At 42.5% G+C, this 14,420-nt stretch carries 15 protein-coding genes; 11 read left to right on the top strand and 4 right to left on the bottom strand.

Features of this window, described 5'->3' with window-relative positions; all coding sequences use genetic code 11:
- Nucleotides 1-65: 65 nt before the first annotated feature.
- The 8 genes from MKY20_RS14075 to MKY20_RS14110 all read left to right on the top strand — a co-directional run bounded on the left by MKY20_RS14075 (nucleotide 66) and on the right by MKY20_RS14110 (nucleotide 7,409).
- Complete coding sequence (locus MKY20_RS14075) at nucleotides 66-1,445, top strand: FAD-dependent oxidoreductase (RefSeq protein ID WP_251175281.1); 1,380 nt, start codon at nucleotides 66-68, stop codon at nucleotides 1,443-1,445.
- A gap of 39 nt (nucleotides 1,446-1,484) precedes the next feature.
- Nucleotides 1,485-1,694 (top strand): hypothetical protein, encoded by a 210-nt coding sequence (locus MKY20_RS14080; RefSeq protein ID WP_034296789.1) that lies wholly within the window; start codon nucleotides 1,485-1,487, stop codon nucleotides 1,692-1,694.
- A gap of 23 nt (nucleotides 1,695-1,717) precedes the next feature.
- The gene (locus tag MKY20_RS14085) at nucleotides 1,718-2,968 is read left to right on the top strand and encodes an MFS transporter (RefSeq protein WP_251267091.1); all 1,251 of its coding nucleotides are present in this window, start codon (nucleotides 1,718-1,720) and stop codon (nucleotides 2,966-2,968) included.
- 13 nt (nucleotides 2,969-2,981) lie between these two features.
- Nucleotides 2,982-3,479, top strand: coding sequence for an arsinothricin resistance N-acetyltransferase ArsN1 family A (locus MKY20_RS14090; RefSeq protein WP_009333756.1), 498 nt, complete (start codon nucleotides 2,982-2,984; stop codon nucleotides 3,477-3,479).
- A 525-nt stretch (nucleotides 3,480-4,004) separates the two neighbouring features.
- A complete protein-coding gene (locus tag MKY20_RS14095; RefSeq protein WP_009333757.1) occupies nucleotides 4,005-4,349 on the top strand; it encodes an ArsR/SmtB family transcription factor in 345 nt (114 codons plus the stop codon).
- 14 nt (nucleotides 4,350-4,363) lie between these two features.
- On the top strand, nucleotides 4,364-5,659 hold the full coding sequence (locus MKY20_RS14100) for an arsenic transporter (protein ID WP_284521739.1): 1,296 nt from the start codon (nucleotides 4,364-4,366) through the stop codon (nucleotides 5,657-5,659).
- A 28-nt stretch (nucleotides 5,660-5,687) separates the two neighbouring features.
- Nucleotides 5,688-6,107 (top strand): arsenate reductase (thioredoxin), encoded by a 420-nt coding sequence (gene arsC / locus MKY20_RS14105; protein WP_251175282.1) that lies wholly within the window; start codon nucleotides 5,688-5,690, stop codon nucleotides 6,105-6,107.
- Between the two features lie 408 nt (nucleotides 6,108-6,515).
- Nucleotides 6,516-7,409, top strand: a complete 894-nt coding sequence (locus tag MKY20_RS14110; protein ID WP_251175283.1) for a class I SAM-dependent methyltransferase — start codon at nucleotides 6,516-6,518, stop codon at nucleotides 7,407-7,409.
- A gap of 52 nt (nucleotides 7,410-7,461) precedes the next feature.
- Here the strand turns inward: MKY20_RS14110 and MKY20_RS14115 are convergent, their stop codons facing one another.
- Genes MKY20_RS14115 through MKY20_RS14130 form a run of 4 tightly spaced genes read right to left on the bottom strand, consistent with a single transcriptional unit; the run spans nucleotide 7,462 to nucleotide 12,098 of the window.
- Nucleotides 7,462-7,860, bottom strand: a complete 399-nt coding sequence (locus MKY20_RS14115; protein WP_009333761.1) for a hypothetical protein — start codon at nucleotides 7,858-7,860, stop codon at nucleotides 7,462-7,464.
- Nucleotides 7,861-7,866: 6 nt separating this feature from the next.
- Nucleotides 7,867-9,261 (bottom strand): sensor histidine kinase, encoded by a 1,395-nt coding sequence (locus MKY20_RS14120; RefSeq protein WP_251175284.1) that lies wholly within the window; start codon nucleotides 9,259-9,261, stop codon nucleotides 7,867-7,869.
- Nucleotides 9,258-9,929, bottom strand: a complete 672-nt coding sequence (locus MKY20_RS14125) for a response regulator transcription factor (protein WP_009333763.1) — start codon at nucleotides 9,927-9,929, stop codon at nucleotides 9,258-9,260. The genes MKY20_RS14120 and MKY20_RS14125 overlap by 4 nt, the downstream gene beginning before the upstream one ends.
- Before the next feature lie 42 nt (nucleotides 9,930-9,971).
- Nucleotides 9,972-12,098: an MMPL family transporter gene (locus MKY20_RS14130; RefSeq protein ID WP_251175285.1), complete on the bottom strand. Its 2,127-nt coding sequence runs from the start codon at nucleotides 12,096-12,098 to the stop codon at nucleotides 9,972-9,974.
- A 195-nt stretch (nucleotides 12,099-12,293) separates the two neighbouring features.
- Here MKY20_RS14130 and MKY20_RS14135 point away from each other — a divergent pair, with 195 nt between their 5' ends.
- The 3 genes from MKY20_RS14135 (at nucleotide 12,294) to MKY20_RS14145 (ending at nucleotide 14,412) form a co-directional block, all read left to right on the top strand.
- The gene (locus tag MKY20_RS14135; protein WP_251267090.1) at nucleotides 12,294-13,082 is read left to right on the top strand and encodes a hypothetical protein; all 789 of its coding nucleotides are present in this window, start codon (nucleotides 12,294-12,296) and stop codon (nucleotides 13,080-13,082) included.
- Nucleotides 13,083-13,535: a hypothetical protein gene (locus tag MKY20_RS14140; protein ID WP_019382342.1), complete on the top strand. Its 453-nt coding sequence runs from the start codon at nucleotides 13,083-13,085 to the stop codon at nucleotides 13,533-13,535.
- Between the two features lie 187 nt (nucleotides 13,536-13,722).
- The gene (locus tag MKY20_RS14145; RefSeq protein ID WP_009333767.1) at nucleotides 13,723-14,412 is read left to right on the top strand and encodes a YetF domain-containing protein; all 690 of its coding nucleotides are present in this window, start codon (nucleotides 13,723-13,725) and stop codon (nucleotides 14,410-14,412) included.
- Nucleotides 14,413-14,420 lie beyond the last annotated feature (8 nt).

Here is a 14,420-nt window from a genome sequence, read left to right on the forward strand (position 1 = left end):
GGGTATAATACTTGTATATTGCAAGTAAAAGCAATCAATCCTAATTTGGAGAAAGAGGAGAGAGCATGACGAATCAGAATGATCTTTTTGTTGTCAAAGGGTGCTGCACGTCTAAGAAAGATGTATCAGAAAAGGCGTCGCTAAATAGGGATGATGGAAGAGAGTTGCCTGTGGCTATAATTGGCGCGGGGCCGGTTGGGCTGGCAGCAGCTGCACATCTGGCAAGCAGGGGGCAATCATTTATTTTGCTGGAGTCAGGGAAGCAAGCAGGAGCCAATATTAAAAGCTGGGGTCATATTCGGTTATTCTCACCATGGCGGTACAATATTGATAAAGCGGCTGTCAGGTTATTAAGCGCCAATGGCTGGGTACAGCCGCAGCTGGAAGCTTTGCCTACAGGGGAAGAGCTTGTTGAACACTATCTCAAGCCGCTGTCCAGGTTACCTGAAATAAAGCCTTTCATTCACCTAAATACGAAAGTTTTGTCAGTTGGCAGAAAAGACACCGATAAAATGAAAACCGCAAACCGGGAAAATATTCCCTTTGTTATCCATGCTGAGGAGAATGGAGAGTACAAAACATACGAATCAAAAGCAGTAATAGATGCTGCAGGCACCTGGGGAAATCCTAATCCAGCTTCGTCAAGCGGAATTTGGCTGGCAGAAGAACAGCAGCTGAAGGAGAAAATATATTATGGAATACCCGATATATTAGGGAGTGAGCAGCAGCGCTATAGGAATAAACGGATAGCAGTTGTCGGGGGTGGCCATTCAGCCATTAATGCCTTGCTGGATTTAGCCGAATTGAAAGAGACCTATCCTGAAACAGAGATTCTATGGATTATGAGAAGGAATCAGGTTGAGGATTCCTACGGAGGAGAAGAAAAAGATGCACTTGAAGCACGCGGCCGCCTCGGAAGCAGAATCCGCCAATTGGTTGATAACGGCCAAGTGGAGGCCATTACTCCATTTCGCATCCAGCTGGTCAAAAAGTCAGAAACGGGAATCGAGTTAATAGGCAGCCAAAACGGCAAGCCGGGCAGCCTGGAAGGAATCGATGAAATGATTGTCAATACAGGAAGCCGTCCGGATTTTGCAATGATAAACGAACTCCGTACTTCTATAGATTCTGCAACTGAAAGTGTAGAAGCTTTGGCACCATTAATTGATCCTAATATTCATAGCTGCGGTACAGTTCGCCCCCATGGAGAAAAGGAGTTAAGACAGCCTGAGAAGAATTTTTATATCGTGGGTTCAAAAAGCTATGGCCGTGCTCCAACCTTCTTGATGGCGACAGGCTATGAGCAGGTTAGGTCAGTGGCAGCTTATCTAAGCGGTGATTTCGCCGCTGCAGAAAAAGTGGAACTCGATTTGCCGGAAACGGGTGTTTGCAGCGTTAATCTAAAAAGTTCCTGTGATGAACCTGCTTCTACTTGCTGCAATTAAATAAAGGGGAGAATTAGTTCCCTAATAAAGGTGATGCCAATGACCATCAATCATGCTGGATCGCTCAAAAAAGAATATTTTATTTCATATATGAAATTACTCATGAATGCATTTGGATGTTCTGTTGAGGAAGCCAAAGATAGAACCTTTGAAAGGCTGTTTCGATTGCGCGAAAGTGAAATGGGGCAGGAAACGTATACACAATTTCTTTTGGCTTATCGGGATTTAATGAAACATCCCAATGATTAAGAAAACTCCGGAGAGGATGAATCATGGTGACTATTAAAGATCAATTATCTTCAAAGCCTATTATAATAGTCGCCGTCGTCACAGCTTTAAGTCTATTAGGAGATTCCATGCTTTATATTGCCTTGCCTGTCTATTGGGAAACTGCAGGCCTTGATTCAATTTGGCAAGTGGGTGTGCTCCTATCCATAAACCGTTTCATACGATTGCCTTTTAATCCAATTGCAGGCTGGATATATAAACATATTTCATTAAAGGCTGGCCTGATCGTTGCTGTTCTGTTAGGCGGATTCACAACGATTTGTTATGGTGTTTTCGAAGGATTTGCGGCATGGGTGATCCTCCGTGCATTATGGGGGATTGCCTGGTCATTTTTTCGAATAGGCGGATTATCAGCTGTTGCCGTATATGCGGATAACAATAAGCGGGGAAGTTCCATGGGGTTATATAACGGGCTTTACCGTACTGGAAGCCTGGTTGGAATGCTGATTGGGGGCTTGTTCGTTCCGGTTATAGGTTTGAGAACGGTTTCAATTGCATTTGGGTTTTTGTCCCTATTGGGGCTGCCTTTAATGCTGATTTCTAAAATAAATCAGGATGTGAAAACTCCTGAAAAGAAAGATAGAATGGCTAAAGAGACGCCTTTCATTGGAAAGGCCGGATATAAAGCATCGATAATTGTTTCAGGCTTTCTAATTGCCATGTTATATCAAGGAATAGTGACATCCACACTTAGTTCCTTGATTGAACATTTTTACGGAGAGAATATATCAATATGGAATGTGGTTGTCAGTGTTACATTATTATCAGGCATCATTCAAGCGGTAAGGTGGACATGGGAACCTTTTCTGGGAAGGACAGTGGGGCATTGGTCTGATGGAGCGCGTGGGAGGCTGCCGATTTTTATTGTGTCCCTGATTTTTGCAGGGGTTGTCTTTGGCATGGTATCCATTAGACTTCCATTAGAGCTGTGGATAGCCGTTACTCTTTTAGTAATGGCCGGTGCTACAATTTTATCTACCATTCTGGACACGATTGCACTGGACACAGCAAAGACTGCAAACATTGTATCTTTCCTTACGATATACTCAATCTCTCAAGATATGGGGGCAGCTTTAGGCCCGGCGCTTAGTTACATATTAATACAGTTAGAGGCGGGTTTTACATTTTTATATTGGGGCGGTTCGATCATACTGATTATTTTAGCAGCGATTTGGATGTTGTTAGCAAAGAGGTTAAACACATGTATAAAAAAAGAGATCTATGAATCTTATTAGCGGGGGACCAGAAATGATAAGTGAAACTGTTATTCGTGAAGCCAGAAAGACAGATTTAGAGGATATTCTGGAGATTTATAATCAGGGAATAGAAGATCGCATCGCTACATTGGAAACAGACGCAAAAGATCTTTCCTATATGACAAACTGGTTTGAACAGCATCAAGGCCGATATAGTGTGCTTGCCGCTGAAGAAGGGGATCAAGTGATTGGCTGGGCTTCCTTGAATCCGTATAGCAGCCGCTGTGCTTATGATGGAGTTGCAGATCTATCAGTCTATATCTCCAGAGCATTCAGGGGCAAGGGAGCAGGCGGGAAGCTGCTTTCTGCTCTCGAAATGAAAGCAAGAGAAAACAAGTTTCATAAGCTGGTCTTGTTTACTTTTCCATTTAATGGACTTGGACAGGGACTGTACAAGAAAATGGGGTATCGTGAAGTAGGCATATTTCAAAACCAGGGTGTTTTGGATGGAGAGTTTGTCGATGTGATGGCTATGGAAAAACTGCTTTAATTAAAGGTGCGGCTATTGGTTTAGCCGTTTTTTTGTTGGCTTTTTCTTAAAAGTTCGGAGGGGGAAGAGGTTCAGACAGGGTTTCCCGGATTTCCTGTTTATCTGTCCGAAGTTGGATAAGGTTCGGACAGGATTTCGCGGATTTCCTGTTAATCGGTCCGAAGTTGGATAAGGTTCGGACAAAATCAGCCGGAATTCCTGTTAATCAGTCCGAAGTTGGGACAAGGTTCAGACATGATCTCTCAGATTTCTTCCTCGCCTGTCCGAAGGAACGGAGTGCTATCTATAGTCAGTTTCTTCATAGTAAAATCCCCTTGTTCGAAAAAGCCTTAAGTAAGGCAACCGCACAAAAAAACGGCTCTGTTCCAATAAGCTCATTTGTCAAAACCAGCAAACCAAAATGAATGAGCTGAAGTAAAAAAAGCAAACTATATGTGTAAAGTTTTTGTAAATAAGAAAAAAAGCATTTACTTATATAAGTAAATCATTATATATTAATATGTGCAAAGCGGGGGTGAAAAGATCATGGAAGTGTCCACAGTTGAAATCGACAAAGCATCATCCATTTTAAAATTATTAGGCGATAAAACACGGCTCACAATGGTCAAACTTTTAAATAACCATGAATGCTGTGTGTGTGAGTTTGTGGAAATTTTTAAAATGAGCCAGCCGGCCATTAGCCAGCATCTCAGGAAACTAAAAGATGCAGGAGTGGTAAGGGAAACCAGAAGAGGTCAGTGGATTATTTATTCATTGAATCAGGATAGTGAATACTACCCATTGGTTCAGACTGTGCTCGATCACCTTCCAAGCCAAGATTATTTATTAGAAAAATTGAAAGAACAGGGTTTGCGAATTTCCTGTGAGTAAGAGGGGAGAACACATTGACTCAAATAATTTTAGCATCGGTGATTTTCTTGGTCACCCTCATATTAGTCATTTGGCAGCCAAAAGGGCTATCCATCGGCTGGTCAGCATGCGGTGGAGCCATCCTGGCCTTAATTGCCGGTGTGGTTGACTTCCATGATGTTATAGATGTTACTTCAATTGTCTGGAATGCGACATTAACTTTTATTGCCATCATCATTATATCTCTTATTTTAGATGAAATCGGGTTTTTCGAGTGGGCCGCTTTACATATGGCGAGAGCGGCAAAGGGCAGCGGAGTGAAGATGTTCATTTACGTGTCCATTTTGGGAGCGGTTGTCGCAGCATTCTTTGCGAATGATGGAGCGGCACTCATTCTCACGCCAATCGTCCTCGCAATGGTCCGGAACCTTCAATTTGAAGAAAAATTGGTTTTTCCGTTTATCATTGCGAGCGGATTTATTGCGGATACAACGTCCCTGCCATTGGTTGTCAGCAACCTTGTCAATATCGTCTCAGCTGACTTTTTTGGCATCGGCTTTGTGGAATATGCGTCCCGCATGATTATTCCGAACTTCTTTTCGCTGGCAGCCAGCATTTTAGTCTTATTCCTATACTTTAGAAAAAGCATACCAAAAAATTATGATTTATCTCATTTGAAGGAACCGGCGGAAGCAGTTCGGGACAGCAAAATGTTCCGATTGTCCTGGCTTGTTTTAGGCATCTTATTAATTGGTTATTTTGCAAGTGAATGGATTGGTGTCCCCGTTTCATTCATTGCAGGCATTATAACCATTTTCTTCCTGATTATGGCGCGAAGAAGCCCGGCTGTGAATACGCGTACTGTCATCAAGGGTGCTCCATGGGCGATCGTTTTCTTTTCAATTGGCATGTATGTTGTGGTTTACGGATTAAGAAATGCGGGTCTTACAAATGTATTGGCAGACTTAATTCAAATGACAGCGGACCAGGGACTATTTGCAGCCACGATCGGAATGGGATTCATTGCGGCCATCCTTTCATCTGTCATGAACAATATGCCAACCGTTATGATTGATGCCCTGGCCATTGCTGATACGAATACAAGCGGAATCATGCGTGAAGCCCTTATTTATGCGAACGTGATTGGATCTGACTTAGGCCCGAAAATCACGCCGATTGGTTCCCTGGCAACCTTGCTATGGCTTCATGTATTGTCCCTGAAGGGAGTAAAAATCTCATGGGGAACGTATTTTAAAACAGGGATTGTATTAACCATTCCAACATTATTTATAACATTAGCCGGTCTATATATTTGGCTGCAGATCCTTTAAAAAACTTACCTAAAAGGAGAAATTCAACATGACTAAAAAAACAATCTACTTCCTATGCACAGGCAACTCATGCCGCAGCCAGATGGCAGAAGGATGGGCCAAGCAGCATTTAGGTGATGAATGGAAGGTTTATAGTGCGGGGATCGAAGCACATGGTTTGAATCCTAACGCTATAAAAGCAATGAAAGAAGCAGGAATTGATATTTCCAATCAGACTTCTGATATCATAGATCCTGAGATTCTGAATCATGCTGATTTGGTTGTAACGCTTTGCGGAGACGCAGCTGATAAATGCCCGATGACACCTCCTCATGTGAAGCGGGAGCACTGGGGATTTGATGACCCTGCAAAAGCAGAAGGAACAGAAGCAGAAAAATGGGCTTTTTTCCAGCGTGTCCGTGATGAAATTGGCAGCCGCATTAAAACATTTGCCGAAACAGGAAAGTAAATAATATACTAAAAAACATTCAAGGGAGGGAACAAACATGATAATCACAGACAATGCGCGTGATGAATTAAGAAAAATGCTGGAAGAACAAAATGCCAGCAGCATTCGCATCTTTTTTGATGGCTATGGCTGAGGACAGCCAAGAATAGGACTGGCTCTGGATGAGCCGGCAGCAGATGATATTATTGTCACAATCAATGAAATCAAAGTAGCAATTGACCCTATTATTGAACCAAACACCGAAGACCTTGTTTTAGAGCGAAGCGGAAACGGAAGCGGGATTTCGATGATCGGGAATACGGGAAGATGCTGTTAGAAATAGGACCTTTAGGGTCCTTTTTTATTTTCTTTAAGAGATAGGTGAAATCGGATCAAAAACCTAAGCTGCAGGAGGAATTTAGCACATTCTTGCGGAATAGTCATAGCATCGAAGTAAAAGAAGGAACAAATAAACCCATGAATGAAAATGAAATAAAGGCTATTGTTGACTGCATGGCAGCGGGCAAAATGGCATATGAAGTACAGATGGTTCAGACGAGGCATCGCATAAAGCTTGTGGATTTCTGGGGTATAAAAGCTGAAAGCCAAATTCTTGAAATTGGATGCGGACAGGGAGATACAACCGCGGTGCTGGCTGCCTATGCTGGTGAAAAGGGATTTGTACATGGGATTGATTCTGCTTCACCTGAATACGGGAGTCCGGTTTCACTCGGTGAATCGGCTGAATACCTGAACCAATCCAAAGTCGGCAAGCAGATCAAAATAGATTTTAATTTAGATATTTTAGCTGAGAATGTGGAATTTCAGGAAAACTTCTATGATTATATCGTATTCTCCCACTGTTCATGGTACACGAAATCTTCTGCCGAGCTTTTAAGGATCCTCGAAAAGGTAAAAAAATGGGGAAAGCAGCTTTGTTTTGCAGAATGGAACACCGATATAAACACAATCGAACAATATCCGCATTTATTATCGATCCTCATTCAGGCACAATATGAAGCCTTTAAACAAGAAAGTGATTCTAATGTGAGAACCCTGCTGACTCCTGGCGATTTGAGGGATATTGCGGAACAAGCAGGATGGCGAATCATTAAAGATTCTAACATAGATTCCCCTGATTTGCAGGACGGCCTTTGGGAAATAGATAAGGTGCTGACGGACTTTAACGATGAAATAAAGGGGATAAAGAATTTGCCTGAGAAATTAACAGATCTCCTGCAATCCGAGGTTTCGATGCTGAAAACGGTAGCAGAATCAACAGAAGTTAAGCCTCTATCTGTATATAGCTTTATAGCTGAATAGCTGACTAAAAAAGCCATGCAGCCCCCAAAGAGGACTGCATGGCTCTTTTAACTCAGCGTTCCGAAGTTTTTTCAGTCAAAAAGGTAATCGCCACAAACAGTGCAAAGGCCAGCAGCAGCAAGGTTCCGCCAACGATGAAGAAGACCAGAACAAAGGTATCCCCTAAATTAAACGGATTTAATGTGTACATCCACATTCCGATTGTCAATCCGAGTGCTCCTGCCATTCCAAGTATGCTGTGAATGGCAACGAGCTTTTTATATTTTACTCGGTATACCTTATAAAAGATTCCCCATGCAAATACGGAAAGCCATCCTACGAGCAGGATGTGGGCATGAATAGGCCTTAAAGAATAATCCATTTGCCCGGACATATGCGATCCAAGGTAGGTCCCGATAATGCCAAAGATGGCTGCAAATCTTATTAATCTGATGCTCCATTTTTGTTCCATAGTTTTTTATTCCTCCCGATGTTTCTCCCTGAAAAATGTAATGGTTAAGGTGGTTCCTTTGCCAGCCTGGCTGACTGCCCTGATTTCCCCAGTATGCAGTTCAATAATCTGTTTCACAATCGAAAGCCCGAGTCCTGTGCCATCTTTTTTTCTTGCTGAGTCCACCCGGTAAAATCGGTCGAAAATCTGGCTGATCGCATCCTCGGATATTCCGGTCCCGGTGTCTTTAAAAACAACTTCAATCGATGATTCAGTTTGAGACAGGCTGATTAAAATACTTCCGCCATGAGAGTTATATTTTATCGCATTCGTCAGCAGGTTGTCCCAGATATTCACCAAGAGCTCCGGATCTCCCTTGAAAATGACAGGCGCAAGCTTGTAGGAAACCTCAATCTCTTTTTCTTCCAGCCGCCATTGATGTCTGCGGATGGTTTCCTTGATCTGATCGTCCAATTTCACATCCGAAAGCTTCATCGGATACGATTTCTGGTCAAGAGAAGTCAAAAGCAAAAGCTGTTTGGTCAGATTGGAGAGCCGCTTCGACTCCTGATCGATAATCTGTACATATTCGAAGTGTTCTTCTGCAGACAATTTCTGTGTCTGCAGAAGTTCTGCATACCCTTGAATATTCATAAGAGGGGACTGAAAGTCATGAGATACATTGTTGATGAATGACTTGCGGGCCTCGTCATTGTGCTGCAGCTGTTCCTGCATGCGGCTGAAGCTTTCTGCCAGCTGTCCGATTTCATCCCTGCGGGCAATATTCAGCGGGAAGTTAAAATTCTCCCGTGTGATTTCCCTGGTGGCTTCCGTCAGTTTTGTTATCGGCTTAATGAGATGCTTGGCGAACCAAATTACTCCGGTGATGCTGACAACGGCAATGGCGACAAAGAACCATGCGAAAATCATATGAATGTCCGAGAAAAGAAGTTTATTATTCGGGCGAAGGAATAGCCCGTAATTCTGATCGTTCATGGTAAAGGGGACACCGACGGTATTTTCAAGATCGTTTGAAAAATGCCCCATCAGCAGAAATTGGCCTGCAAAACTATCCATCCCATGATAAACTTCCTGATCGGTCAGCACTTTGGCAGCTTCCTCAGGCAATTCGGTCTTATTAAACGGCTGCCCGAAGAATTCCCCTTCACCCGATTCCGTCACGATATAGAGCTGATAGCCGAGCTTGCTCATGGAATTTAAGTAAGTTTCATAAGCAGGACCAGAGGAATGCATATTTTCCAGGCCATGAGCAATTTCCTCTGCAATCACAACATTTTGCCGGTCGATTTTCCCCTTTGTCGAAGTCATATAGACCCAATTGGTTAAAATGAAGGAAAGCACGATGCTTATGGCTAGAATCACAATTGTGGCTACAATGAATTTTCGGTATAGGGTTTTCATTTTATTTCCTCAAGCTTATAACCGATACCGCGAACAGTCTGGATTTCAACGGTTGCGCCATATTTTTTCAAACGATCGCGAATTCGGTTGATATGGGTATTTAAAGTTTGTTCGCTGCCCTCGTAATCCGATCCCCAAGCCTGTTCGATCAATGCAGCCCGCTGTGTGATTTTACTTTTTCGTGCCGAAAGTAAGCTCAGCAGCTCAAATTCCTTTAATGGAAAAAGGATGGTCTCCTGATTGATTTCCACTTCAAAGCTTTTTCTGTCCATTAACAGGTTTCCGGCTTTGATGACTGTTTCCATTGCCCGCTCAGCCCTTCTTAACACCACGGCTACCCGGAAAAGGAGCTCCCTCACTTCAAACGGCTTTACAATATAATCTTCAGATCCGGATAAGAAGCCTTGTTCCTTATCACCCAGCTGCCCCTTCGCCGTTAAGAGTATAACAGGGATTCCGAAGTCATTAGTCAGAAGCCTGGTGAGTTCGAAACCGTCCATACCAGGCATCATGACATCGACAACTGCTAAATCTGCGGTTTGTTCTTCTAAAAGTGCTAGTGCTTCTTGTGCATTGTTTGCGCGCAGGACTTGATAGCCTTCACGATTTAGATGGATTGTGACGAGTTTCTGTATATTCACATCATCGTCTACGACAAGTATCTTCATATCAGGGCCACCTCACAGAGGAATAGGGAGGGGACCCTCTCTCTATTCCGATATTTTTTGCCGGGAAGTCTCCTTGTCTTTTTCGAAAAACAGAATTAATGCTGGAAGCAGCATCCCTCTAACAAGGAAGGTATCAATCAATATTCCCATGGCAACAATGAATCCAAAAACGAATAAGTCCGCTATCGGCATGGTCATCAGGGCCGCAAATGTAGCAGCCAGAATGAGGCCGGCAGAAGAAATGACGCCTCCGGTATTCCGGATGGCAATTTCAAGAGCGTTCTTGACTCTATGTGTCTTCCTTTCCTCGATAAACCTTGAAACAAGAATGATGTTATAGTCAATCCCCAATGCTACAAGGAAAATGAATGAATAGACAGGAACACGGGAACTGATGGATTCAAAGCCGAATAATACATCAACAAGGAATATCCCCAGTCCTAAAGCTGAGACAAATGAGAGCAGAATGGTTGCCATCATGTAGATCGGCATCTTTACAGATTTCGTAAGCGCAAATAACAGCGCAAGAATCAGAACCGTCTCAAGCAGAACAATTTTTATTATATCACCGTTGTTGATATCCTGTTCGTCCACTATTTTCGCAGTGACCCCGCTGTAGTAAGATTCAGCTTCCAAACCGGCTTCTTGCAGCAGCTCCGGTGTGTCGTCACGCAAATTTTCCATAAAGGCTAAGGCTTCAGTCGAATAGGGATTAATGGATAAAGCGACACTCATTTTAGCTGCCTTGCCGTCTTCAGAAAGTGCTGACAGGCGGACAGAAGCAATTTCATCAAATCCCTGCAGCTTCTCAGTTATCGCACTGGCATCTGTTTCATCCAATTTTTGATTACTGACAACCAGAAGTGTCGAAGGAGCCAGTTCTCCTTTGTCAAATCTGGATTCTACTATTTCATAGCCGACACGGGATGGCAGGTCATCCGGAAATTTTTTAACCATATCGAATTCATAATCAAGGTTAAAGATATTAAGCGCTGTGATGAGCATAAAAATGCCGACCATTCCGCCTGAGAGGCCAGGCTTGTTCACTACGAATCTGGCAAGCGGTCCCCAGACTTTATGTTTAACTTCCGTTTCCGTTCCGTACTGAGGAACTTTCGGCCAAAAAGCCTTACGCCCGAACAGGGTGAATAAAGCAGGAACCAGCGTTACGGACGCGAGCATGATAAAAAACATGGCTGTTCCAAAAATAGGAGCAAAGTTCTGATAATCCCGGAAATCCGCGAAGAACAGAACCAGCATGGCAGCAAGAACGGTTCCGCCCGCAAAGAACACAGGCTCGCCTGTTGCGCGCATCGCATGCTTCATCGCTATATATTTGTTTTCGTAATGGTTGAGCTCCTCCCGATAACGGGAGAATACAAATAATGAATAATCAATGACAGCAGCAAACAGCAAAATACTCATAATCGAGGTTGTCTGGTTATTAACCTCAAGTCCGCCAGCACCCATCAAAGCTATACTCTGGTTTACGACCTGGTAGACAATCGCCGTTGCCAGAAGCGGTATGACTGCAAGCAATGGTGAGCGGTAAATCGCTATAAGCAAAACAAGAATGATAAGAACGGTGGCAATCAGGAGAACAAAGTCCGCCTGTTCAAAAAGTTTAACCGTGTCTCCCGCTATACCCGCTGGGCCAGTGATATAAAATGCAGTACTCTCGAGATCCTCTGCAATGTTATTGCCAGCTTCAGAAGCAAGGTCGTTAATTTCGGCATACTGGTCATTGCCAAGCCCGTTCTCAAGCTCCATCGGCACAATCATCGTGGACTTATCTTCAGAAATGAAAGAACCTAAGGCTTGAGGGGGAAGCTTGCTGATATCGATAATCGTCTTGATTCCATCGATGTCCTCAAGCGTGATCCCTTCTAATATCTGTTTAGCTTCTTCGATATCAACCTCGCCATTTTCATTATGGAAAACCAGGATGCCCGGAGTTCCTTGTTTGTTTGGAAAATATTCCTCGGTTTTATTTTCGGCAATAATGGATTTCGCCTCATCAGGAAGTGACTGGAAATTATTTGTTTTATAATCGCCAAGCTTTGGACCTGCACTTAAGCCAATCATCAGCACAAGCCAGGCAATAATGGTAATCCACATCCCCCGTTTGGTGGAAACCCAATCTGTAATCGAATGCAGCAGTTTTTTCACATGAATGCCTCCTTAACTTATTTCAATGCCTATCTTACAAAAGGAAAATAAACTTAAGATCAACTTTTGTTTACAGTTGAATGGTGAAGGCACAAGGTGATGATTTAGCATTAACAAGCATATTGGATAAAGTATGAAAAAAATCTTTTTGCAGAAAATAGCCATAATGATTTTCGCTGTCTTGGGAGGAGAATTATGGCTCTTGTACTCAGGAAACAGAAAGAGGCTTCAAAGCTTTCCCATTTAAGTATCTTTGGCACAACACAAATCCATCTGCGGAATCCATATATTATAGCCATGTGGTCTGTGATGTTCCCAGGCTACGGGCATCTCCTGTTAAATAAATATTTAAGAGGGTTTTCATTGGTTATATGGGAATTGTTCATAAACCAATCGATCCATTTAAATTCGGCCATGGTTTACTCTTTTATTGGTGAAATTGAAAAAGCAAAGGAAGTATTGGATGTCAGGTATATGCACCTGTATATCCCTGTTTATATATTCGCAATCTGGGATAGTTACCGGACAACCGTGGATATGAATAAAATATATTTGCTTAATGAAAAGGACGCTGCTGCTGTGGAACGTTTAGTGATAAAGCCTTTTGAAATAAATTATCTTGATAAGAGAAATCCTTTATCCGCCATCATGTGGTCAGTGACTATCCCAAGCCTTGGCCAATTGTACATTCACCGAATATTTGCAGCTTTATTTACTTTGGTCATGACTGTCATACTTGTTCACTTTTCTCACTTTATCGAAGCCTTTCATTACCTCTTGGTGGGTGAACTTAAAAAATCCACTCAGGTATTGAATGCTCAGTGGTTAATGTATTTGCCCTCTTTCTACTTTTTTACGATTTATGATTCCTATATGAATGTGGTTGAAAATAATAAATTATATGATTCAGAGCAGAAAAGGCTATTAAGGAAGTTCTATCAATCCAAATCATTTATAGTAAAGAAAGGCATTAAGGTGAAGTAAATGCAGGTTTTTGCAACATTTGATCATTCATCCTATCTGGAACTGGCAATTAAAAAGCTGGAGCAGCATGGAATAAAGGACATATACTCAGTTCCATTGGATAACCGGGCGGAGGATCCCGCGTTGTTTGACACCATTCACCAATCGGATGGAACATCTCTCATAAATAAAGGGATGATTCTGGCAGTAATGTTCTCGGTTGTTGGAGCCAGCAGAGGATTTATATTGGAATGGGGTCCAATTTATTGGGGCCTAATTGGAGCTGTTGCTGGTTTTCTGCTTGGATTTGCAATTGATTTCACTCTTTTAAAGCTAAGGTCCAGAAATAAGCGCCTGTTAAAAGGAGTAAAGTCAGAGGTTATTCTTATTATTGACTGCCAGGAGGAAGAAGGAAAAAAGGTTGAGGCAATCCTCTGGGAGCATCTTGCAAACGGAGTCGCCAGAGTAAATTAAATATCCTTTTTGGAGGACGAGTGATGAATTAATTTCCTAATGCACCAGCATTGATGGTATTAGATATGCAAAAAGGCTTTGATGATCCGTATTGGGGGAAGCGAAATAATCCCCGGGCTGAAAAATGATTTAAGGAGCTGGCAGCTGTTCTGAAGGCGCAGGCCCATAATGTGTAGGGGGAATTTTAATGACGGTAAACGAGACGATCCTTCGTGTAACTATCTCGTTTCTAGTACTTTTCTTATTAGCCAGACTGATGGGACGCAAGGAAATTGGACAAATGACCTTTTTCAACTGGGCTTCAGCCATTGGAATCGGGTCTATCGCCGGTAACCTTGCTGTGAATGAGAGTACCCTCATCAAAGATGGAGTTATATCACTGATTGTTTGGACACTTTTTACCATACTGATGGACATGCTTGACCTCAAGTCGAAACAGGGAAGGACAGTCACAACTGGTGAACCATTAATAGTCATAAAAGCTGGCAGGATAATGGAAAGGGCACTCAAGATATCGAGGGTGGATCTGGATGAGCTGCAGGCATTATTAAGGCAAAAGGACATATTTTCGCTTAACGATGTCGATTACGCAATCCTGGAAACAAACGGAGATCTGTCCGTTTTGAAAAAGGAAAGTCAACAGCCTGTTACGAAAAATGATTTAAATATTATGAGTCCAAAAAAAGATCTCATTCCTTTACCAACAGAAGTCATTGCAGATGGAAAGGTCAATTCAAAAAATCTTTCTAAATTAAAATTAGACAACAACTGGCTTGACAGGGAACTGCAAAAAGCGAAGATCCACTCAGCCGAAGATGTATTTTTTGCTCAAGTCCAGCAGGATGGCACTCTTTATATCGATAGAAAAAACAAATAGAGAACAGA

The sequence above is a fragment of the Cytobacillus sp. FSL W8-0315 genome (assembly GCF_038002905.1).
GTDB lineage: Bacteria > Bacillota > Bacilli > Bacillales > Cytobacillaceae > Cytobacillus > Cytobacillus pseudoceanisediminis.